The sequence below is a fragment of the Streptomyces sp. NPDC031064 genome, assembly GCF_055570965.1.
Window position 1 is genome coordinate 286,550 of sequence record NZ_JBVIGF010000001.1, and the last position, 22,187, is coordinate 308,736.

Genomic DNA, 22,187 nt, shown 5'->3' on the forward strand with positions numbered 1-22,187 from the left:
GATCCCTTCACTTACAGTTAACAGCCGGTGTCCATCACATTTCCGGCCGGACGGGGACGGTGAACTCGCACCAGACGCATTTGCCGCTGCCGCGCGAGTCCACTCCCCACACGTCGGTCAGCCGGTCCACCAGCAGCAGGCCCCGGCCCGAGACGCCCGACAGGCCCGCGTCGCGGCGGCGGGGCAGGGCGCTGGAGCGGTCCTCCACCTCGACCCGCAGCCGCCGTTCGTGCCCGGCCAGCATCCGCAGCGTGACGATCGCCCCGCCGTCGGTGTGGAGCAGCGCGTTGGTGATCAGCTCGTCGGCGACCAGCTCGATGTCGTCGGCCCGCTCCCCCGAGCCCCAGGCCCGTACCGCCGCCCTGATCATGTGCCGGGCCGAGCTGAGCGCCTCGGGGTCGCTCTGAGCAACGTGCTGCTGGAGCCGCCCGCCCGCCTGCGGGGTGAACCCGCCCTCGCGGCGCAGCAGCAGGATCGCCACGTCGTCCTCGCCGCCTCGCTCGTCGACCACGTCGCACAGGTGGTCGGCGAGGTCCTGGAGGTCGTCCGGCCCGCCCCGCACCAGGGCCGTCAGCCACTGCATGCCCTCGTCGAGGTCGACGCCCGGCTGCTCGACCAGCCCGTCCGTGTACAGCAGCAGGGCCTGCCCCGGGTCGAGCTCCAGGATGGCGACGGGGTAGTCGAGCGCGCCGAACTCCGCCGACAGGCCGAGCGGCATCCCGCCCTGCACCGGCACCCGGCGGCAGTCGCCGTCGGCGTCCCGCAGCAGCGGGTCGACGTGCCCGGCCCGCACCACCTGCACCACGCCGGTCGCCAGGTCGGCCTCCAGGTACGTACAGGTGGCGAAGCGGTCGGTGTCCAGCTCGTGCAGGAAGGAGGACGCCCGCGCCATCACGGTGGCCGGGGTGTGGCCCTCCGCCGCGTACGCCCGCAGCACGATGCGGAGCTGCCCCATCACGGCGGCGGCGTGCGTGTCGTGCCCCTGGACGTCCCCGATGACGGCGCCGACCCGGCCGCCGGGCAGCGGGATGATGTCGTACCAGTCACCGCCGATGTCCCGGCCGAGCCGGGCGGAGCGGTAGCGGACGGCGATCTGCGCGCCGGGCACCGCGGGGATGCGGCGCGGCAGCATGGCCTGCTGGAGTCCCTCGGCGAGGTCGTGCTCCTGCTCGAAGAGCATGGCGCGCTGGATGCTCTGCGCGATGCTGCTGCCGAGGGCCACGAGCACGTTGCGGTCCTCGGGGGTGAAGCCGTTCTTGTCGCTGTAGAGCAGGCCGAGCGCGCCGATGGGCCGGGCCTGGGCGATCAGCGGCAGATACGCGGCGGAGGTGATCCCGAGGCCGCTGATGTGCGGCCAGAGGATGGGGTAGGAGGTGGCGAAGTCCTCGGGGGACTCGATGAAGCGGGGGGTGAGGGTGCGGACGACCTCGCTCATCGGGTACTGCTCGTCCACCCGGGTGTAGCGGGTGCCGGGGACGAAGGAGCCCTCGGGCCCGTCGGCGACGAGGTGGATGCGGCCCGCCTCCAGCAGCCCCATCACCAGGCTGGTCGCGCCCAGGTGCTCCAGGCCGTGCGAGTCCTTCAGCACGTCGATGACGTCCTGGACGGTCCGGGCGTGGGCGAGGGCCGCCGTGGTGGACTCCACCACGCTGGTCTGACGGCGCCGCTCCTCGTCGACCTCCCGCCGGGCGGTGGACTCGGCGAGCTCCTGGGTGGCGTCGCGGACGATGCCGATGATGCGGCGCGGGCGGCCGGTCTCGTCCCGCCGGATGAACCCCTGGGTGTGGGTCCAGCGCAGACCGCCGTCGCGGGCACGGATGCGGAAGTAGGCGCCGTAGTGCGTGCTGCCGCTCTTGAGGGCCTGCGCGACCAGTCCGTCGAGACGGATGGCCTCGCTCGGCGGGACGCGGGGGGCAAGGCTCTCGGGCCGCCCGTCGTATTCGGTGACGTCCGTCTGGAACACGTCGAGGGCGGTCTTGTCCATGTGCATGAGCCCTGTGTCGAGGTCCCAGTCGAAGCTGCCCATGCGGTTGAGGGACAGACTCAGATCCGGGTGGGCGGGCCAGTCCTCGGGGAGCGACAGGGCATCCGCTGCCGGATCAACCATGGAGCCACTCTGCCATCATTTGTCGGGTTTTTCGACCGTCTGCGGAACCGGATGCGGAGCCATCAGCCCTCGTGGAGCTCCGGTTCGAGGGGCATGTCCTGCGGCTCCCCCGCGTCCTCCGGCAGGCCCAGGCCGTCGGGTGCGCCGGGCCCGTCCGGAGGACCATCGGGCAGGCCCGGCCCGTCCGGGAGCCCGGGGCCGCCGTCCGGGAGCCCGGGGCCGGCGGGCCGGTCGTACGGATCGGCCGGGAGGTCCGGGCCGCCGCCGGGGTCCCCGGCGCCGTCCGGCGCGATGAGGACCGGGGGCGGCGGTGGCGGGGGCGGGGTGGGGCAGCCGGGCGGGACCGTCCGGGCGCCGCTGGTCGCGGTCGGGCAATCGGCCGGCGCCGGGGTCCTGGGCGGCCGCTGCGGCTCTCGCGGCTCCTCCGGCGCCGGGGCGGCCGCGAGGTCACGCTCACCGGGGGCGTACGGCGGCGGTACCTCCGGGCGCCTGTCCCGGTCGGGGCCGCTGCCGGTGAGGCGTTCGAGCCAGGTGTTGTCCAGGACGTTCACGAGGGTCAGGCTGTGGACCACCTGCTGGGTGGGGTTGACGATCACGACCCGCCCGGGGTCGTAGCCGGGCCACCGCCGGCCCTTCTCCACGGCGGCCCCTTCGGCGACGACCGGCGACCGCAGCGGGTTGCCGCACGCGCACCGCACGCGCGGCGCGCCGTACTGGTCGACCAGCACGGCCGTACCGGCCTGGAGGACGGCCTGGAAGGGCGTCGCGGAGCCGTCGCGGTAGCCGTGGCCGGTGACCCGGGTGTCGGCGCGCAGCACCACGGGGGTGAGGCCGCGCAGCCAGGGCGCGATGCCGGCGGGGCCGATCCCGGCGGCCTGGGCGAAGGCGCGCGCCTTGGTGTCGTCGGCGGTCAGCAGGCCCACCTGCCGTTCGACGTCGCAACTGGGGGCGGAGGGCACGCCGCCGTAGAGGCCGGGCGTGGAGCCGGAGACGGTACGGGGACCTCGGCCGCCCCCTGTCCGGGAAGGCGGGGCGGCGGGCGTTCCGGGTGCCGGACGGGCGGTCGACGCGGTGAAGGGGTGGGGCCCCGGGGCGCCGACGGGCTGGAGGCGGACCTCGCGGGAGTTCGCCGCCGCCCCGGTACCGGCCGCACGCGTGTCGCCGCCGCCGCAGCCCGCGACGAGCAGCCCGGCGGCCAGCAGCAGACGTATCGGTGAACGCACGCGAGCCTCCTCCTGAACGACCCTTGGCTGGTCCATATCTGCCGGATCCCGGACGTGCCCGCAACCGGAAGGGAGACACCCAAGAAGGACTTGAACGCGTTCAAGAAAGACCCTAGGCTCTGCTTGAACACGTTCAAGAAAGCGTTCGAGCAAGGGGGTGGGGCCGCGTGTCCGTACTGGTCAATCTGATCGTGACGCTCGGCATGCTGCTGATCGTCCCGGCCGGGCTCCGCCTGATGGAGGCCCCGGAGCTCGACACCGTACGGCGCCTGTGGCCGGTGTTCGCCCTGCCCGGGGCCGTCTGCCTGTGGCTGCCGCGCGGTGTCCCCGCCGTCACGCTCGCCGCATGCTACGCGCTGGGCACCGTCCTCCTCGCACTGCACGCCCCGCGCCGCCTGCTGCGCACCCGGTCGGCGGCACCCGCCGAGGTCGCCGTCCTGACCGCGCTGGCGAGCCCCTCGGTCGCCGCGCTCGCGCTGGTCGCCGAGCGGGCCGGGCACCGGCTGTTCGGGTTCGGCCTGGACATCCTGGCGCTGACCGTCCCCCACTTCCACTTCGCCGGCTTCGCCGCCGCCCTGGTGGCCGGGCTGGTCTGCCGCACGGTGGACCGGCCCGCGGCCCGGTTCGCCGCGCTCAGCGTGCCGCTGGGCACCCTGCTCGTCCTTCTGGGGTACTTCCTGGACGACTGGGCCGAACTGGCCGGGGCAGTGGTCCTCACCGCCGGCATGTGGGCCGTCGCCCTGCTGACGTGGCGCGACGTCGCGACCGAACGGCACGACCGGTCCACCCGCGCGCTGCTCGCCGTCTCGGCCGCCGTCCTGGTGGCGACCATGCTGCTCGCGCTGAGCTGGGCGCTCGGCGAGGCGACCGGCCTGCCGCACCCGAACCTGACCTGGATGGCCGCCACCCACGGCCTCGGCAACGCGCTCGGCTTCGCACTCTGCTCGGTGCTGGCCTGGCGACGACTCAAGGAGCCCGTCACATGACCCGACCGATACGCAGCCTCGGCTCCGCTCCCGGACCCACCGGTTTCAGCTACCCGGACGTCGGCGCCACCCGGACCCGGCCCCTCCCGGCCGGCTACCACCACCTCCGCCACGAGACGCTGATCGGCCACGGCCGGGACGCCTTCGAGGCGGCGGGCACCGCCGTCACCACCTGGGCGATGCACCGGAAGTCCGGCGCACGCGTGCGTGCCGGCTCCGTACGGGCCGAACCCGGCACGGCCGTCGAGATCTCGCTCGGCGCCGGACCGCTGCGGATGGCCGCGCCGTGCGAGGTGGTGTGGACGGCGTACGAGGAGGACCGCACCGGCTTCGCGTACGGCACCCTGGCCGGGCACCCCGAGAGCGGCGAGGAGTCGTTCGTGGCGGAGCGGCGGGCGGACGGGTCCGTGTGGTTCACCGTCACGGCGTTCAGCCGGCCCGCCCGCTGGTACACGCGGGCCGCCGGGCCGCTCGTCCCGGTGCTCCAGCGCGCCTACGCGCGACACCTGGGCCGTACGCTGCGAAAGATCGCCGCGAACTGAGGGGCGGCCGATACTGGAACCGATGGAGTGGTTCTGGTTCACCTCGTCCGACTACTGGCTGAGCCGGCTGGTCTTCCAGCGGGCTCTGGCCGGGATCTACCTGGTCGCGTTCCTCTGCGCCGCCCTCCAGTTCCGGGCGCTGATCGGCGCACGCGGCATGCTGCCGGTGCCCGCGTACCTGCGCCGCGTCCCGCCCCGGGTGGCTCCGAGCGTCTTCCACCTGCACTACTCGGACCGGTTCTTCGCGCTCTGCGCCTGGACGGGGGCCGCGCTGTCGCTGGCGCTCGTCGCGGGCGCGGGCGACGCGGTGCCGCTCGCCGTCTCGATGCTGATGTGGGCGGTGCTGTGGGCGCTGTACCTGTCCATCGTCAACGTCGGGCAGACCTGGTACGGCTTCGGCTGGGAATCGCTGCTCCTGGAGGCGGGTTTCCTCGCCGTCTTCCTCGGCAACGAGGACACCGCCCCGCCCATCCTGATCCTGTTCCTGCTGCGCTGGCTGCTGTTCCGGGTGGAGTTCGGGGCGGGCCTGATCAAGCTCCGCGGAGACGCCTGCTGGCGGAACCTGACCTGCCTGTACTACCACCACGAGACCCAGCCGATGCCCGGGCCGCTGAGCTGGTTCTTCCACCACCTGCCCAAGCCCCTGCACCGGGTGGAGGTGGCGGCCAACCACGTCACGCAACTCGTCGTGCCGTTCCTGCTGTTCACCCCGCAGCCCGTGGCGAGCGCGGCGGCGGGCCTCATCGCCCTGACCCAGCTCTGGCTGGTGCTGTCGGGCAACTTCTCCTGGCTGAACTGGATCACGATCGTGCTCGCCCTGTCGGCCGTGGACGGCTCCCTCGTCGCCGACGCGCCCGCGCTGCCGAATCCCCCGCTCTGGTACGGCGTCCTGGTCATCGCCGTCACCGCTCTGGTGGTGGTCCTCAGTTGGCGTCCGGCACGCAACCTGGTCTCCCGCCACCAGGCCATGAACCGCTCCTTCGACCCGCTGCACCTGGTCAACACCTACGGGGCCTTCGGCACCGTCGGCCGCGTCCGGCACGAGATCGTGATCGAGGGCACCGACGAACCGACCGTCCACCCGGGCACGGTGTGGCGGGAGTACGAGTTCAAGGGCAAGCCCGGCGACGTACGGCGACTGCCGCGCCAGTTCGCCCCGTACCACCTGCGCCTCGACTGGCTGATGTGGTTCGCGGCGCTCTCCCCCGCGTACGCGCACTCCTGGTTCGCGCCCTTCGTGGAAAAACTCCTCGAAGGGGACCGCGACACGCTGCGGCTGCTGCGCCACAACCCCTTCCCCGACGCCCCGCCCGTCCGCGTCCGCGCCCGGCTGTACCGCTACCGCTACACCACCCGGCGCGAACTGCGGGAGACGGGCGCCTGGTGGCACCGGACGTACGTACGGGAGTTCCTGCCACCCACCAGGCTGTCCTGACCGCCGCACGCGCGTGCCCCCCGCCGGAGGGGCGGGGGGCACGGGGCGCACGGTACGAACCGGCTCGCCGGGGCCGGCCGGTGGACCGGCCGGTCAGTCGATGCCGGGCAGGATGTGCGGCTCGGCGAGGTCCTCCTCGTACCCGGCCAGCCGGATCGGGGCCGAACGGGCCCACACTTCGAGGCTGCCGAGGGTGTCCGGCCCCGCGGATCGTTCGCCGATATCCGCCGGCCGCTGCTCCTGCTTCGTGAGTTCTGGTGTCACCGCGCACTCCTTCGTGTCGCGAACCTATGAGGACATGTACTGCCGTTCGGTCGCGGTGGCGCCGGTTACTCGGGCGGAAACGCAGCCTTGGTGGCAGGCTTGTCCCCGAGGCCCGCCTGAGGGGGTTTCGTGGATCCCTGGCGGCGAGCCGTTCGCTTCAGGTTAACCAAATGAGCGCGCTTCCGCTCGATGGAACGCGTCACATGGTCAGTATCCGGACACGTTGCCCGCTTCCGGGCACGCGTGGCGGATCACCACTTGGAGGGCGCGTAGTCCTTCAGGAAGCAGCCGTACAGGTCCTCGCCCATCTCGCCGCGCACGATCGGGTCGTAGACCCGGGCCGCGCCGTCGACCAGGTCGAGCGGGGCGTGGAAGCCCGCCTCGGCGAGCCGCACCTTGTCGGGGTGCGGGCGCTCGTCGGTGATCCAGCCGGTGTCGACCGCGGTCATCAGGATGCGGTCAGACTCGAACATCTCCTGGGCGCTGGTGCGCGTGAGCATGTTGAGCGCGGCCTTGGCCATATTGGTGTGCGGGTGCCCGGCGCCCTTGTAGCCGCGGCTGAAGACGCCCTCCATGGCGGAGACGTTCACCACGTAGGTACGCCGTGCCGACGAGGCGGCCATGGACCGGCGGAGCCGGCTGATGAGGATGAACGGCGCGGTGGAGTTGCAGAGCTGGACTTCCAGAAGTTCGACCGGGTCGACCTCGGAAACCGTCTGGATCCAGCTATTGGTGTCGTGCAGGTCCGGCACCAGGCCGCCCGCGTCGATCGCGGTGCCCGCGGCGATGCGCTCCAGCGAGGCGGAGCCGCTGACGAGCGCGAGGTCGGTGACCTCCTGGGCGGTCAGGCGATCGCCGTCGCGGGGGCCCGGCAGGGCGGCCATCGTCTCCACGGCGCCGCTGCCGAAGGTGCCGATGACCTCGGCGGACGGCAGCTCGCCCGCGGGCAGCGGGGCGGACTCGGCGGCGACCAGCTCGCTGTACGCCTGCGGGGAGCGGCGTACGGTCTGGGCCGCGTTGTTGATCAGAACGTCCAGCGGGCCCTCGGCGGCGACCGAGTCGGCGAGGGCGACGACCTGCGCCGGGTCGCGCAGGTCGATGCCGACGATCTTCAGGCGGTGGATCCACTCGTCGCTGTCCGGCATGGCCTTGAAGCGGCGGATCGCGTCGTTGGGGAAGCGGGTGGTGATGGTGGTGTGGGCACCGTCGCGCAGCAGCCGCAGCGCGATGTACATGCCGATCTTGGCGCGGCCGCCGGTGAGCAGGGCGCGCCGGCCGGTGAGGTCGGTGCGGGCGTCGCGCTTGGCGCGGTTCTCGGCGGCGCACTTCTGGCAGAGCTGGTGGTAGAAGGCGTCGACCTCGACGTACCGGGTCTTGCAGATGTAGCAGGAGCGGGGGCGCTGGAGTATGCCCGCGATCTCGCCGACCACGGAGGAGGACGGCAGCAGGCCCTGCGTCTCGTCGTCGATCCGCTCGGCCGAGCCGGTCGCGGTGGCCTCGGTGACCGCCTTGTCGTGGGCGGTCTTGGCGGCCCGGCGCTCCTGGCGGCGGCGCTGCTTCACGGTGCGGTAGATCCCGGCCGTGGCACGGCGGACGGCGATGGCGTCCGGGTGGTCGACGTCGAGCTGGTCGAGCTCCTCCAGGACGCTCAGGCAGACGGCCAGACGCTCGGGGTCGATGCCCGGCCCGTACGCCTGGTTCTCTTCAGTCACCGTCATGGCCGTTGCCGTTCCTCGATCACTCGTGTGCCACGTTTACTTTTCAATACTTTTCAAAAGCTGCACTTTACGTCAGTCACGGGCCCGGTCCCAAACGGTCGCCCAAGGGTCGCCCCGGCTCCCCGGTCTCCCGGTGTGCCGCCGTGTACTCCCGTACTACGACGGCAGTACGAGCGATTGCGTGCTCACGGACGACGACGTGGGCGGCCGGGGCGGAGATCGTTGACCTATGAGCTCCCTCGCGCTGTCCGTGCTGCTGTCGCTGGTCTCCGCGGTCGCCTACGCGGCCGGGGCGATCGTGCAGGAGCGCGTCTCCGCGGCCGCCTCCCCCGCCCTGTCCGCCCCCGCCTGGTGGGCGGCCGTGCTGCTGAACGGCGTGGGCGGTCTGCTGCACGTCGTGGCGCTGGCGTACGGCCCGCTGAGCCTGGTGCAGCCGCTGGGCGCGCTGACGATCGTGTTCGCCCTGCCGATGGCGGCGGTCTTCGTGGGGCGGCGGGCGGGGGCGGGGGCGTGGCGCGGGGCGGTGATGACGACGGCGGGGCTGGCCGGGCTGCTGACGCTGGCCGGCCAGGGAGACGGCCGGCCGTTGGACGGCGGGGCGCGGCCGCTGCTGGCGGTGGTGTGCGCCGGGGCGGTGGCGGCGCTGTTCCTGGCGGCCCGGGGCGTGCGCCGGGCGGTGGTGCGCGGCGTGCTGCTGGGGGCGGCGGCGGGCGTGGCGTTCGGGACCGCCTCGGTGTTCACCAAGGCGGTCGCGGCGGACTTCACGGCCGCCGCGCCGCTCGGCCAGTGGCCGGGCCTGCTGGTGATCGCCGCGCTGGGGGCGGCCGGGCTGCTGCTGTCCCAGGCGTCCTACCGGGGCGCCGGGCTGACGGCGCCCCTGGCGACCGTGACCGTCGTCAACCCGGTGGTGGCGGCGGTCGTCGGCATCACGCTCTTCGGCGAGCAGTTCCGGTACGGGGTGGCCGGCACCGTACTGGCGCTGGGGTGCGCGGTGGTGGCGGCGGGCGGGCTGATCCTGCTCACCGCCGTGCCGCCGCCGTCACAGCCGGACGCCGCCCGCCCGAAGGTAGGCGAGGGGGTCGATGTCGGAGCCGTACCCCGGCCCCGTGCGCACCTCGAAGTGGAGGTGCGGTCCGGTGCTGTTGCCGGTCGACCCTGAACGGGCGATCCGCTGGCCGCTGGTGACCCGCTGCCCTTCCCGCACGGTGAGCGCGGAGAGGTGGGCGTACTGGCTGTACCTGCCGTCCTCGTGCCGGATGACGACCTGGTACCCGTACGCGCCGCCCCAGCCGGCGGAGACGACCCGGCCGGGGGCCACGGCCTTCACGGCGGTGCCGGTGGGGACCGCGAAGTCCACGCCGGTGTGGTAGCCGCTGGCCCAGGCGGAGCCCGCCTTGCGGTAGGCGGTGCTGGGCCCGGCGTCGACGGGCGCGCTGAAGCCGGCGGTGCGGGGCCGGGGAACGGCCGGTTTCGCGGTGGCGGGCTTGGCGGGGGCGGGCTTCGCGGCGGGCGGCTTGGCGGGGGCGGGCTTCGCGGCGGGCGGCTTGGCGGTGGCCGGCTTGGCGGCGGGCGGCTTGGCGGCGGGTGGTTTCGCGGCGGGCCGCCCGGGAGCCGCCGTCGCGGGCTTCGGGGCGGTCGTGCGCAGCGTCAGTTTCTGCCCCGGCATGATCAGGTCGGGGTCGCTGCCGATGACCGTGCGGTTGTCGGCGTACAGCCGCTGCCAGCCGCCCCTGACCTTCTCCGCCTCGGCGATGCCCGACAGGGAGTCGCCCCGCGCCACGGTGTAGCTCTCGCGCTTGCCGGGCACGGTGGTGGGGGTCGCGGGCGGCGTCTGGGTCCGGGGCCTGCCCTGCTCCTTCGCCGCCGGTCGCGCCTGCGGTGCGATGTCGGGCGCGTCGCCGCCCCGGGTGAGGCCCGCCTTGACCGAACAGGTGGGCCAGGCGCGCGGGCCCTGTCCCTTGAGCACCTTCTCGGCGATCGCGATCTGCTGGTCCTTGGTCGCGAGGTCGGCGCGCGGCGCGTAGCGGGTACCGCCGTACGCCTCCCAGGTCGACTGGGTGAACTGGAGCCCGCCGTAGAAGCCGTTGCCCGAGTTGATCTTCCAGTTGTTGGTGGACTCGCAGGCCGCGACCTTCTCCCAGACGTCCACGGACGCGGCGTGCGCCTGCCCCGCTCCTATCAGCGGCAGCGCCATCCCGGCGCCGCTCGCCGTGACGGTGAGCGATGCCCGGTTGATACGGCTGGGCTGGTACCGGCGGTGTCGTCCGCGTACGGCCATGGGTCGGTCCCCCCTTGCACACGTCAGCAGTCGCCCAAGCTAGAGGCACCCGACAGGCCGTGACAAGGGGGCGCGTTGCACGTCAAATGCCCCGGCTGCGGGGCGGGTTGACGGGGGCACCGGTGAACGCGCAGCTCCCGGGCCGCGTATGGACGCGTACGCCCGCGTGCCCACACGCGGAACCCACCGGAAGCCAGGAGTACACAGATGAGTGGCACTGCCCAGATCGGCGTCACCGGGCTCGCGGTCATGGGCCGCAACCTGGCGCGCAACTTCGCCCGCAACGGTTTCACGGTCGCCGTGCACAACCGGACGCCCGGCAGGACACAGGCGCTGGTCGAGGAGTTCGGTGGCGAGGGGGCGTTCGTCGCCGCGCGGAGCGCCGAGGAGTTCGTCGCGGCGCTGGAGCGGCCGCGTCGGCTGGTCGTGATGGTGAAGGCGGGTGAGCCGACGGACGCGGTGATCGAGGAGTTCACGCCGCTGCTGGAGCCGGGTGACGTCGTCATCGACGGTGGCAACGCGCACTTCGCCGACACCCGGCGCCGCGAGGGCGAGCTACGGAAGCGTGGAATCCACTTCGTGGGAGCCGGCATCTCGGGCGGTGAGGAGGGCGCCCTGCACGGGCCGAGCATCATGCCGGGAGGGTCGGCGGAGGCGTACGAATTGCTCGGCCCCCTGCTGGAGCGGGTGGCCGCCAGGGCGCCGGACGGCACACCGTGCGTGGCCCACGTCGGTCCGGACGGCGCCGGTCACTTCGTGAAGATGGTGCACAACGGCATCGAGTACGCCGACATGCAGCTCATCGCGGAGGCGTACCACCTGCTGCGCGGGGTGGCGGGCTACTCCCCCGCGCGGATCGCCGGGACGTTCCGCGCCTGGAACGCGGGGCGTCTGGACTCGTACCTGATGGAGATCACGGCGGAGGTCCTCGCGCACACGGACGCGGCGAGCGGGGAGCCCTTCGTCGACGTCGTGGCCGACCGCGCCGAGCAGAAGGGGACGGGGCGGTGGACGGTCCAGATCGCGCTGGACCTGGGCGTGCCGGTGCCGGGGATCGCGGAGGCGGTGTTCGCGCGGTCGTTGTCGGGCCACGGCGAGCCGCGCGAGGCGTCCCGGTCGCTGCCGGGGCCCTCCGCCAAGCCCCTGGACGAGGCGGAGGCGGCGCGTTTCGCCGACCGGGTGGAGCGGGCGCTGTACGCGTCGAAGATCGTCTCGTACACGCAGGGCTTCCACCAGATCCGGGCGGGCAGCGAGGCGTACGGGTGGCAGGTCGATCCCGGCACGGTGGCGTCCCTGTGGCGGGCTGGCTGCATCATCCGGGCGGCGTTCCTCGACCGGATCCGGGGCGCGTACGCCGCCCGGCCGGGGCTGGCGTGCCTGCCGGCCGACGAGGGCTTCGCGGCGGAGATCGGGGCGGCCCAGGACGACTGGCGCGCGGTGGTGGCGACCGCGGCGCGGCGGGGCGTGCCGACGCCGGGGTTCTCGGCGGCGCTGGCGTACTACGACGCGCTGCGGGCACCCCGGCTGCCCGCTGCCCTCACACAGGGGCAGCGGGACTTCTTCGGGGCGCACACCTACCGGCGGACCGACCGGGAGGGTTCCTTCCACACCCTCTGGGGCGGCGACCGCTCGGAGGTGGACGCCTGACGTCAGCTCGCCGGGCCGGGCTCGGGCTCCGGTCCGGGCACCGGGTCGGGCCCGGGCGGCTTGGGCACCGGGTCGGGGGACGGCCCGGGGGGTGGCGGCCCTGGGTGCGGTGGCGGCGTCGGGGTGGGTACCGGGCCGGGGGCCGGACCGGGTTCGGGGCCCGGCGGGCCCGGATGTGGCACGGGCGTCGGCGGCACGGGGTCCGGCGGGCCGGGCGGCGGCGTCGGCGCGGGCGGTACGGGGTCGGGCGGGTACGGGTTCGGGCTGGTCATGGCGCGCTCCCTGGACGGTTCGGCCGTGCACGTTCCAGGCTCTCCCGCTGCGCGTTCCCCCGCGCGGCGGGATCACTCATCGGGCTACCCGTACCCCCGAACCGGTCAGCCCCGGGCGGCCGGGACGGCGTGCGGGCTGCGCGCCGTGTCGGTGCCGGGAACGGGCGCGGACGCGTCGGACCCGAGCTCCACGATCCGGTTGGCCCCGTCGACGTGGACGACGCGCGGCACCAGCGAGCGGGCCTCGGCGTCGTCGACCTGGGCGTAGCTGATCAGGATCACCAGGTCACCGGGGTGCACCAGGTGGGCGGCCGCGCCATTGATCCCGATCACCCCGGAGCCGCGCTCACCCTCGATGACGTACGTCTCCAGGCGTGCGCCGTTGTTGATGTCCACGATGTGCACGAGCTCGCCCGGCAGCAGATCGGCCGCCTCCATCAGGTCGGCGTCGACGGTGACGGAGCCCACGTAGTGAAGATCCGCCTGGGTCACGGTGGCTCGATGGATCTTGGACTTGAACATGGTGCGCAGCACTTTGGACTCCTGTAAGACGGCTCCCTGCCAGCTTTCTGCAGGTCAAGGGCGGTATCACTCTACAACTGGCACGCGCCTGAGTCGAAGATTGTGAGGAACATCGCTTCGCTCTATGTAGGGCGCTCCCTGCCTGCGCTTCCGTGCGAAACCAGGCTGTTGCACCATCGCCGACCACGCACCCGTCTGAACAGCCGTCTCGGAATGTGCGTGAACTGATGCTGCCCAGATGCTGACTTACTTGACGATCTGCCAGGTACGCACTTCGTCCAGCACGGAGCCACCCTCCGCATCTACCTGCAAGTCGTTCAACACACCCGGCATCCCGGGGCTTCACCCGGTCCCAAAACGTTAGGCGGTTGAGTGGACCCAATGACTAGCTGATGCTCCACAGGCAGCTGGCCGCGACTACGAGTAGCCCCGACCCGGGCTTAAAGCCGTGATTCGCTGACACGGCCCGCCGCCTCGCTGGGGAGCACACGATTTGGGCAGCCTTGTGGTTCAAACCCAGCCTGGCTCCCGACTGTGACCGATCGATCGCGGCGGCTACCACCTGTTGGGCAGATGCGTTCCGGCCGCCTGCTCAGACTGCTACTCCAAGCCGCAAGGCAACGAAAAGGAGAAGGCAGTGGAAGGATCCGAGCCGCAGAACGTCCCGCTGTCCGCCTCAACAACCACTGGCGTACCCCCGAGTGGCGAAAACAGGATGTTCGTCGAGGTTCAGCGTGCGGATACAAAAGCGACAGCGCTGTGCGGAGTCACCGGTGCACTGCTTGCGATCACGGCGGGGACGGCACTGTCCACACCGGTCAGCTCGTCGCGCATGCTCAGTGTGGCTGTGGCACTGGTGGGCACGCTGGTCGCGGCAGCCCTGGTATCGGCGCTGACGGCACTGCGCCCCATCTTCCCGAAGGACGACGGGCTCGTTTGGCGTGAGGAGTTCGTGGGCGGAGGCACCGGAAGCAGGCACGCGTCGGCATCCGGCCCACGACGCCCGGTGAACTGCACCGAGTTACCGGAACGTGAGGCCGCTCTGACCACCCTCGCGCGCCGAAAGTTCCGGGCGATCAAGGTGGCCGTCGATCTCACTGTGGCCGCAATCAGTGTGGCCGGATTGGTCCTGTTGCTCACCTTCCTCATGTCTTGAAAATCTCACCCTCTGTGGGTTGGTCCCTACGTTTGGGGGGATATGTATCAGTCGCACATGGCAGTGATCGGCGAGAGTCTGTGGTCGCAGTTGCGTGGGCTCGCCCCCATGCGGGTGCGCCCGGCCCGCAGCGTCCTCCTGCGGCAGGGCGATCCCGGCACCCATGTGGTCCTGCTGGCTTCGGGCTCGACCCTCGTGACGCTGACAGGGCCGAACGGTGAACGGGCCCTGCTCGCGGTACGCGGGCCCGGTGAGCTGCTCGGCGAACTGGCCGTCCTGGATGCGCAGCCCCGCTCTGCTTCTGTCATCGCCGCGGAACCCTGCCGCGTCCACCTCATTCCGGCCCCCGAATTCCTTTCCTTCGTCGAGAGCAACGGCCTGCTCAACCCGTTGCTGCGCCATGCGATCGCGCGGGTCAGGGAGTCCGAGGCCGTCAGGCTCGAACTCGCCACCGCGTGTGTTCCCGTACGCCTGGCCAGCGCCCTGAGCCGACTTGTGGATGCGGCTTCGACGAATCGGCCAGCGGTCAGCGTCCGACTGACTCAGGAAGAGCTCTCCCAGATGATCGGTGCGTCCCGCAACGCAGTCGGTGCGGCGATCAAGCCGGGGCGGGAAGAGGGCTGGTTGGAGACGGATCCGGGCGGCGGACTGCTGATCCACGACATCACATCGATCGCGGCCCACGCCCGCAGCGCGATGTGACCGGCCGCACCCGGATGGTGCCCAGTAGTGGGCACCAAGGCGTGTCGGGGCCGATCAGCATGGGGCACTCAATCCCTCCGTCGTGACCGAAAGGTCGGTGACAGCATGTCCCTTGCCCCGCCGTCGTCCCTCGATGTCCCTCCGGAGCAGGCGCTCCTGGCCGTGGACATGCAGGGGTACAGCCAGATCCCGGAAGCGAAGATGGCACCGGTCCGCTCGGACTTGGACGACGTCCTCACCAATGTGCTGGCCCACGTTGGACTGCAGGACCCCCGAGACCGGACCGGTGCATTCAAGGACACCGGTGACGGAGCCATCTTCGTCATGCCAGCCAAGGACATCGCAAGGCTGGTCGACCCGCTGCTGGAGCACCTGCACGCAGCGCTCGTCCGGTACGACCGTGAACGGCTATCCAGCGCTCCGGCGATCCGATTGCGTGCTGCTGTGCACGTCGGACCGCTCTCCCTGCCTGACCACCGTGGCGACGCCATCAACGAGGTGTGCCGACTGCTCGACAGCCAGGTGGTGCGCGCGGGCCTCACCGCGGCCAGGGAATACCGGGGCGGCTTTCTGGCCGCCGTCGTCTCAGAGGCGGCGTTCCGGCGGACCGTCCGTGCGGGACGCACGCCGGACCTCGACGAGGAACACTTCCTCCGCGCCATGGCGCGGGTACACGGCAAGGCGTTCGAGGAGCCGTGCTGGCTATTCGTACCCCAGATGACACCGCGAGCCCTCGCCCCGCTCATCAACCCGGAGCCGCTCGGAGGTGGGGGTGGAACAACTTCGCCGACGTCGTCGGCCGGCCTGAATAACCCGCCCGGCGCCGTCTTCCAGTTCAACGGCGAAATGACCGACACCACCGTGATCAACAGGGTCGGAACCATGCGCATCGACCGGCGCCGGATCTGACCGTCCCGTGCCCCCGCACCCGCGCCGCACCGAAAGGAACCAGAGAAACGCATGTCCGATGATCGCCCCCTTTTTCCACCCCGCCCTCCCGACGAGCCCGAGCCTCCGTTGAAGGGAGCGGACGGCAAAGCTTCGTGGCCGACGGGCCCAAGCAGTAACGCTACTGAAGGCGCGGAGGCCACTGGCGGCGGCCGGGCGGACCCGGCAGCGTTCGTCGTGCCCCCCGTACCGGACACCGGGCCGGCGCCGATCACGGTGAACCGTCCGGAGTTCTTCGTCAACCACGCCGACAAGATCATCAATGAGACCCGCAAGCAGGGGATCCTCGAAGGCCCCACCCTTCCTCGTCACCGGATCAAGCAGGAGCCGATCGTCCGCGAAGGCCAATGGGCCGAGACGTGGCAGCAGGCTCTGGATCCGGCGGGGTTACACCCGCGAAAGCACGTACTGATCATTGTCGCGCCGCGGTCGTACGGATCGACCACCCTGGCCCTGCACCTCCTCGCCCGGCACACGGATGAGGACACCGACATCGTGAAACTGGACGCGGACTGGAAGACACCCAAAGTGGGCCGACTTCCCGCCGAGGAGCGCCGCGCCTACCAGGTCGACCTCAAGGACCCCGAACGCGACCGGATCTCGGCCGATTTCCTCACCATGCTCGAAGAGCATGCGGGGCTTCTGGAGAAACTGGGCTCCTACCTCGTCTTGAACGTGGCCAAGGACCTGTGGACTGATCATTATGTCCCGGTCCAGTCAGGCATTCACATCGTCCACCTAAACGAGCCGCCGCCCGCCCAGAGTGTCGTGGAGGCCCGGCTGAGAGCTCGCAAGGCCCCCGGTCTGATTGCCTACCTTCACTCCGTCGACAAGACCAAGGCTTCGCTGAGCGGTCTCGACGCCGTGGAAGCGGTCCGCGCGGCGGACTCGGTCGTGCTCGCATGGCGAGAACACGAACGGCTGACCGATTCCTCGCTCCCCATGGACGTGCCGTCGTCGTGGTCCGCGCTCGATGCGGGGCTTGCTGAACGGATCACGTCCGCCCTGTCCGACTGGCGGGACAAACTCGACATGCTGTTCGGAGAGGCCGTCTCCGTGCATGGAGGCAAGGACACGTCGCTGCCGCTGGAGGACCGCTGCCTCCTCCTGGCCCTCGCTGTGCGCCAATCCGCTCCATTGCCCGTAGTGGCCAAGGCCGCCCGGGACCTGCAGCAAATCATCTGCGCCGACGCCGCCGACGGAAGCGGCTTTGCCTCGACGACAAGTGCAGCATTCGCCGGCCGCGGGTTGCGCCGCCGTGTCGTCGATACCGGCGCCGGAGTTGGCAGCCACGACGAAGTCGTCTTCGACCAGCCCGGCTACGGCAGGGCCGTCCTGACCTACGTCTGGGACAACTACGAGGTCATGCGTGAGCCCTTGCTGAAATGGCTCACGTCCGGGGACGACAGCGAGGCGAACGAGCACGTCGTGGATGCCATCGCCGCTCTGACCCTGCGGCACGGCAACGTCAACCACCTCGTACAACTCGGCTCTCCGACCTACCCAGTGAAGAAGGAACTCCTCAGCGCCCTCCTGATCCAGGCCATCCAGGACGAGCACATCGGCCGCCAGGTATGGGGCCTTTTGTACGGTTGGGCATCGCTCAAGGAACGCGCAACCACCGTGGTGGCCGTCTGCCGACAGGTCCTGAACACCGCCGATGTCACCTCTTCTCACGCCAAGATGGCCATGGTCCGCCTGCGGCGAGCCGCCAACAGCGGGCACGAATCAGCTTGGCCTGAGGCCCTCAAAGCCTTCGTGGAGCAGGCGCAGCACCCCGCCGGGGTGGCCCGGCTCATCACCGAAGTACGCACGTGGCAGCAGTCAGGTCGGTCCCGCGGGGCCGGTACCGCGGCCTTCCTGGCCCTGATGTCCGTACCGGGCTCCACCACCCCATGGCTGCTGTCCGATGAAGTCCCTTCCGAAGTGGACGTGAACCGGGCACTGCAGGACCTGTTGGGAAACATCGACACGGCACCGGACGCCATCGACCGCCTCACCACATGGATCAAGCAGTCGGCAACCGACCCCGACACCTACGCCCGCGTCCGCGACGGGTTACTCCCCGCCCTACGCGGCCAAAAGATCTTCAAGGCTTCCGTGAGCCTGATGCAGGCACTGGAGCACGTCTCGGTCGACGGGGACACGAATGCCGCCAACGACTTCTGGGACCGTCTCGTAGACCCGCGTGTCCGCACGGTGATTCAGCTCAACAGGGATCCAGCGTGAAGTGGTTCTGGCAGCGCCGGGCCCGTACGATCCACTGCACCCAGCCACGGATGCTCCGCTGCGCGACCCCCGGTATCCATTTCGAGGCCACGTTCACGATCGAGTGGCGTCCCCCGCTACGGGCCCGGCCCAATCTCGAAGACCTCGTACTCAGCCGGACCCTGGCGCGGGCCGGCGAGGTCGCGCAGCTCTTCCCAGCCGTCGAGGTGCGCACCGCGCAGGACACCATCAACGCCGAACTCGGTGCCCCGGAACACACCCGCGCCGCCGTGTACCGGTGTCTGGCTGCCCGTGTGCAACTGGCGCTCTCGGAGAGCGCACGGGAGGACCTTGTTCAGCGGCAGGCAGACGAGGCACGGATACGGCGGCTGCGGTTCCTGCGCACGAACCTGTACGAGCAGCCCGACCTTTTCGTGCTGGACCGGATCGAGCAGCAGGGCGATTGGCCGGGCGCTCAGCAGGTTGCCGAATGGCAGCGCCTGGCGCGGTGGATGGTCGCGGCTGACGAATGGTGGCAGCCCATGCTCGACCAGTGGGAGAAGGTCGGCCAGGGCTTCAACGACATTGAGCTGCAGAACCGGGCCATGCTCGCGCTGTGCGATGCGCTTCAGAAGCTGAAGGGCGATGACGCATCGGACGACGCTTCCGTCCCTTCCCCCGGTGCCACGGAAGGGCGGCGCACGGAATGAGCCTGGCTCTGTGGCGCATCGTTTTGGACCCCCTCTCTTCCTGGCGTGCGCTTCGCCTGCGACGCGAAGCGGGCGGCCACCTGTCATTCGATGCAGCCTGGCGGCAGGCACGGATGCTGTCTGCGCCAGACGAGATGGTCTACCGACTGCACGGCCACCAGTTCCCCATCGAGGACGAGGGAGGCCATGCGCAACCGGACGGGAAGACTTACCGCCTTCCGTAAGCACCTGTTTGTTCGACCGTTACCGCAGCCCGGTTTCGCCGTGAGTCCACTGCGGGTATCGCTCGGCTGCCCTACACATCCGCCGTGCAGGGCAGCCACCCACCGTGGACGGCCCCGGGTTGGAACCTCTGGCTACACCGCATCCTCTCGTTGCAACGGCGGTGGAGAGGATGGATGCGGTGATCGCCTCTCAGGCGTTCTCGTCATGGATCCGCGCACCCAGATCCTCGGCCCACTCCAGCGCCCACGCCTTGAGTTCTTCGATCTGCCGGGAGGTGAGCCCGTACGCGGTGTAGTCCTCATCCTCGTACCAGTCCGCGCCGATGAGCCGGTCCCGGAGGTCTTCGAGGCTGAACTCGTCGTGGGCGCGACGGCGGCCCAGGGATTCGAGGTCTGCGGTGGAGCGGTGGCGGGATGCGGCCTGGACGTCGATGAGGTCGCGGACGGTGCCGCGGTCGGCGAGGGCTCGGACCTTGGTGCCGATCACGTCGTCGAGGGAAAGAACGGGGCCGTATGGGGTCTGGGCGGGCGGGGCCCAGAACGCCTCCTTGAGGACGTCGACCTCGCACTCCTCGCCGGTGTCCGGATCGGTGACGAGGAACCGGCCGCTGAGCGGATCGGTCTGGACGTGCGTGGTCCGCCATCCGCGCGCGCTGAGGCCTGCTGTGAGTGAGGCGACGATCTCCTGCATCGGAGCAGGGTTCTCGGTGGCGACGTCGAGGTCACGGCTGAAGCGTTCGACAAGGCCGTGGGCCTGCACGGCGTATCCGCCGGTGAGGACCAGAGGGTAGGGGGAACCGAGGTCGAGGATGTCGGCGAGGAGACGCTCGTGGAGCGGAGTGAGCTTCACGCGGCAGTCGTGCCGGCCGGAGCGGTCCGGAGCAGCTCGGGGAAGGCATCCTCCCAGACCTCGCGGATGTAGGGACTGATCAAGCGCCGCAGCACAGGCCACTGCTCGGCGAGCAGCCGGTGGTGCAGGAAAGTCACCAGGTCCTCACTCAGTCCTTCGGCGAGGACGGCCCGGTAGAGCGTCATGCGGGACTTCGGACGCTCCAAGCTGTAGCTCGTCCGCCCGGACCAGACGATGTGGAGCGGCAGGTCCACGGTGCCCTCGACGGGGCCGGCCAGCTCCTGCAAGCGCTCGGGCAGTCGCCTGCGGTAGCGGTCCCGCAGCACCTCAGCCCGGGGGGCGGTGGTCGTCGTGTCCATGCATCCAGTATCGCTGCTTGGAGGCGGCGGCGGGCTTCCCTGTCACACGTACGGGTCGGGCCCCGCGCGCGTCCCTCGGTCATCTCACAGTGGACGCTAAGCGCATATGGCCTACCCGTGCAGCCCCCGGTGGCGCGGCAACGGGCCGCCCAGCCGACCCGAGAACCACCGCACTCGCGGGCGCGGGTGATCATACACAGCAGGTCACGTGGAAGGCCGAAGCGGTGGAGTCAGCTGCGGCTTCGGTCTCGGTGTCGGAAATGACGACGCTGCCGAAGCCGAGGCCCATGGCGCCGGTGCAGTGGACGAGAAGGACACCAGGGCGTGCGAGGTCAAGACCCATGCCAGCGGTCGACCTGCCGAGTACGCAGCGAACGTCCCAAGCGGGAGCCAGAGACCTGTCGAGGTCACCGGTCATGGCGGCCACCAGGTAAGCAAGCTAGGACGCTCCCGCACCCGATGCTGACCGTTTGCTGACCCCAGCGGAGCCATCAAGCTTCTGACCTGCAAATACGCCCAAACGCTAGATCTTGGACTTGAACATGGTGCGCAGCATGGAGAACTCCCTGAATTCGGCTCCCTGCCCGCTTTGCGCAGGTCAAGGGCTGTTCACTCAGACTACAACGGCTCCCTTCCACCCCACGGTGAGTGGCGGGCGCCGGCCGGCTGACTGGTCACCGGTGATGACCGCCGGCCCTTATGACCTTCGGCCTCACGGACGACCGACAAGCGCGACCAGAGTACGGACCGACGCCCCGCACCGCAGCGAGATCCCCGTCACGTCCGTTGGTCGACGGTCAGTCGACGGTGACGGTGTAGGTGATGCGCTCGGGGGCCGTGGTCGGGGCGGCGGAGCGGCCGGTCGTCTCGGGGGGCCGGGTGGAGGTGTTGCCCTGGCAGGTGGTGAAAGTGCAGTGCAGCAGCGTGAACCGGGTGGTCCCCCTGCCCTTGGCCTCGAAGGTGAAGGTGAGCCGGCCGCCGGCACCGGGCACCGGCTCGTCGCCGGAGTCGGACGCGTAGTGCCGGCCACGGCTGACCAGCACCGAGCTGTCGGGCTCGGGGTCGACCAGGTACCAGTACTCGCGGGTGGAGGCGTTCTGGTCGAAGGTGAGCGTGAAGCGCTCGCCCGGCTCGGCGTTGACGCTGGTGTCCGTCACCGGGTGGCTGACGGTGGGCGGGGAGCCGCCGGCCGGTTGGCCGGTGCCCTGGCCGCAGCCTGTGGTGAGAGCGAGGAGCGCGGCCGCCACGATCGCGGCAGCGCCCCTGCTACCGGGGGAGACGGACGCCGTGCACGTTGGGGAGATCACTGTGGGGAAGCCTTGCCCATGCGGTCGTTGATGAACTCGTCCTGGCCGGCCCGGGTGGTGGAGCCACGAGGGTCGTGCCCCTGGAGCATGTCACCCTGGCCGGGAGCCCCTGAAGGCAGCCTCCGTGTCCGGTCAGAGGGTGATCTCGCCGCGCAGGGGGCCGACTTGCAGATCCTCTCGGACGGCGTTGCGCAGTACCTGGAGGTGGAGGTTGTAGCTCGACAGGTCGGCTTCGTACTCCGGGGAACCCATGCCCTGGCCTTGAGCGATGCGGTCGCGTATCACGCGCAGGCTGTGAAACGCGGCATCCGCCGCCCGGACGACCCGCTCCGGGGCGGTGAGCACGAGGTGCTCGCGGGTCTCGACCAGCCCCGCGTCGCGCATGGCCGCCCTCGCGGCCAGATCTCGTGGGACATCGTCCGGGTGATCACCCAGCGAGACCGCGCGCAAGGACTGGCCGGCCCGGTGCAGGGCGCTCAGGTAGGCAACGTAGATCTCCCTCTGCACGGTGAGCCGGTGGTCGTTGCGTTCGCGCTTCCAGCGCAGGTTGTCCGACAGCAGGGCCGAGCCCAGGCCGACCACGGCCCCGACAACGGTGGACAGCAATGCGATCCATGTCATGACCCGACAGCGTAGGTCGAGCCCTGGTCCATGGTTCGCCGAGGCCCGGCCGCCCTGTGGCAGCGGCCGGGCACGGTCACTGCCGTGAGGGGTCCTCCCACGCGCCGG

20 protein-coding genes are annotated in these 22,187 nt (G+C 70.8%); 10 read left to right on the top strand and 10 right to left on the bottom strand.

Annotation, left to right across the window (positions count from 1 at the left end; translation table 11 throughout):
• Positions 1-34: 34 nt before the first annotated feature.
• Complete coding sequence (locus tag ACZ46W_RS01210) at positions 35-2,107, bottom strand: SpoIIE family protein phosphatase (protein ID WP_468329407.1); 2,073 nt, start codon at positions 2,105-2,107, stop codon at positions 35-37.
• 62 nt (positions 2,108-2,169) lie between these two features.
• Positions 2,170-3,330 (bottom strand): DUF6777 domain-containing protein, encoded by a 1,161-nt coding sequence (locus ACZ46W_RS01215; protein ID WP_468329410.1) that lies wholly within the window; start codon positions 3,328-3,330, stop codon positions 2,170-2,172.
• Positions 3,331-3,497: 167 nt separating this feature from the next.
• Here ACZ46W_RS01215 and ACZ46W_RS01220 point away from each other — a divergent pair, with 167 nt between their 5' ends.
• The 3 genes from ACZ46W_RS01220 to ACZ46W_RS01230 are packed head-to-tail and all read left to right on the top strand — an operon-like array spanning position 3,498 to position 6,293.
• On the top strand, positions 3,498-4,316 hold the full coding sequence (locus ACZ46W_RS01220) for a YndJ family protein (protein ID WP_468329413.1): 819 nt from the start codon (positions 3,498-3,500) through the stop codon (positions 4,314-4,316).
• On the top strand, positions 4,313-4,858 hold the full coding sequence (locus ACZ46W_RS01225) for a DUF1990 family protein (RefSeq protein ID WP_468329416.1): 546 nt from the start codon (positions 4,313-4,315) through the stop codon (positions 4,856-4,858). The genes ACZ46W_RS01220 and ACZ46W_RS01225 overlap by 4 nt, the downstream gene beginning before the upstream one ends.
• A 22-nt stretch (positions 4,859-4,880) precedes the next feature.
• Positions 4,881-6,293, top strand: coding sequence for a lipase maturation factor family protein (locus ACZ46W_RS01230; RefSeq protein ID WP_468329419.1), 1,413 nt, complete (start codon positions 4,881-4,883; stop codon positions 6,291-6,293).
• A gap of 93 nt (positions 6,294-6,386) precedes the next feature.
• Here ACZ46W_RS01230 and ACZ46W_RS01235 read toward each other — a convergent pair whose 3' ends face one another.
• Positions 6,387-6,557 (bottom strand): hypothetical protein, encoded by a 171-nt coding sequence (locus tag ACZ46W_RS01235; RefSeq protein WP_366126048.1) that lies wholly within the window; start codon positions 6,555-6,557, stop codon positions 6,387-6,389.
• Positions 6,558-6,808: 251 nt separating this feature from the next.
• Positions 6,809-8,275, bottom strand: coding sequence for an SDR family NAD(P)-dependent oxidoreductase (locus ACZ46W_RS01240; RefSeq protein ID WP_468329422.1), 1,467 nt, complete (start codon positions 8,273-8,275; stop codon positions 6,809-6,811).
• A gap of 229 nt (positions 8,276-8,504) precedes the next feature.
• Between ACZ46W_RS01240 and ACZ46W_RS01245 the strand changes: the two genes are divergently transcribed.
• The gene (locus tag ACZ46W_RS01245; protein WP_468329425.1) at positions 8,505-9,434 is read left to right on the top strand and encodes a DMT family transporter; all 930 of its coding nucleotides are present in this window, start codon (positions 8,505-8,507) and stop codon (positions 9,432-9,434) included.
• On the opposite strand, the gene ACZ46W_RS01250 is transcribed toward ACZ46W_RS01245, so the two are convergent.
• Positions 9,315-10,553 (bottom strand): transglycosylase family protein, encoded by a 1,239-nt coding sequence (locus ACZ46W_RS01250; protein ID WP_468329427.1) that lies wholly within the window; start codon positions 10,551-10,553, stop codon positions 9,315-9,317. The two genes, ACZ46W_RS01245 and ACZ46W_RS01250, sit on opposite strands and share 120 nt — an antisense overlap.
• Positions 10,554-10,760: 207 nt before the next feature.
• Between ACZ46W_RS01250 and gndA the strand changes: the two genes are divergently transcribed.
• Positions 10,761-12,200: an NADP-dependent phosphogluconate dehydrogenase gene (gene gndA / locus ACZ46W_RS01255; protein WP_468329430.1), complete on the top strand. Its 1,440-nt coding sequence runs from the start codon at positions 10,761-10,763 to the stop codon at positions 12,198-12,200.
• A gap of 377 nt (positions 12,201-12,577) precedes the next feature.
• Here the strand turns inward: gndA and panD are convergent, their stop codons facing one another.
• Entirely contained in the window at positions 12,578-13,006 is a 429-nt protein-coding gene (gene panD / locus ACZ46W_RS01260; RefSeq protein ID WP_468329433.1) for an aspartate 1-decarboxylase, read from the bottom strand.
• 625 nt (positions 13,007-13,631) lie between these two features.
• Here panD and ACZ46W_RS01265 point away from each other — a divergent pair.
• The 5 genes from ACZ46W_RS01265 to ACZ46W_RS01285 all read left to right on the top strand — a co-directional run bounded on the left by ACZ46W_RS01265 (position 13,632) and on the right by ACZ46W_RS01285 (position 18,718).
• Positions 13,632-14,150, top strand: a complete 519-nt coding sequence (locus tag ACZ46W_RS01265; protein ID WP_468329436.1) for a Pycsar system effector family protein — start codon at positions 13,632-13,634, stop codon at positions 14,148-14,150.
• Between the two features lie 57 nt (positions 14,151-14,207).
• Positions 14,208-14,852: a Crp/Fnr family transcriptional regulator gene (locus ACZ46W_RS01270; protein WP_468329439.1), complete on the top strand. Its 645-nt coding sequence runs from the start codon at positions 14,208-14,210 to the stop codon at positions 14,850-14,852.
• A gap of 105 nt (positions 14,853-14,957) precedes the next feature.
• Complete coding sequence (locus ACZ46W_RS01275) at positions 14,958-15,761, top strand: hypothetical protein (RefSeq protein WP_468329442.1); 804 nt, start codon at positions 14,958-14,960, stop codon at positions 15,759-15,761.
• Positions 15,762-15,812: 51 nt separating this feature from the next.
• Positions 15,813-18,029: a hypothetical protein gene (locus tag ACZ46W_RS01280; RefSeq protein WP_468329445.1), complete on the top strand. Its 2,217-nt coding sequence runs from the start codon at positions 15,813-15,815 to the stop codon at positions 18,027-18,029.
• Entirely contained in the window at positions 18,026-18,718 is a 693-nt protein-coding gene (locus ACZ46W_RS01285) for a hypothetical protein (RefSeq protein ID WP_468329448.1), read from the top strand. The genes ACZ46W_RS01280 and ACZ46W_RS01285 overlap by 4 nt, the downstream gene beginning before the upstream one ends.
• 414 nt (positions 18,719-19,132) lie before the next feature.
• On the opposite strand, the gene ACZ46W_RS01290 is transcribed toward ACZ46W_RS01285, so the two are convergent.
• From ACZ46W_RS01290 to ACZ46W_RS01305, 4 genes are all read right to left on the bottom strand, one after another.
• Entirely contained in the window at positions 19,133-19,792 is a 660-nt protein-coding gene (locus ACZ46W_RS01290; protein WP_073759566.1) for a nucleotidyl transferase AbiEii/AbiGii toxin family protein, read from the bottom strand.
• Positions 19,789-20,151, bottom strand: coding sequence for a hypothetical protein (locus ACZ46W_RS01295; RefSeq protein WP_468329451.1), 363 nt, complete (start codon positions 20,149-20,151; stop codon positions 19,789-19,791). Before ACZ46W_RS01295 ends, ACZ46W_RS01290 begins: the two co-directional genes overlap by 4 nt.
• Before the next feature lie 797 nt (positions 20,152-20,948).
• Positions 20,949-21,458: a protease inhibitor I42 family protein gene (locus ACZ46W_RS01300; protein WP_468329454.1), complete on the bottom strand. Its 510-nt coding sequence runs from the start codon at positions 21,456-21,458 to the stop codon at positions 20,949-20,951.
• Between the two features lie 132 nt (positions 21,459-21,590).
• The gene (locus ACZ46W_RS01305; protein WP_468329457.1) at positions 21,591-22,079 is read right to left on the bottom strand and encodes a hypothetical protein; all 489 of its coding nucleotides are present in this window, start codon (positions 22,077-22,079) and stop codon (positions 21,591-21,593) included.
• Positions 22,080-22,187 lie beyond the last annotated feature (108 nt).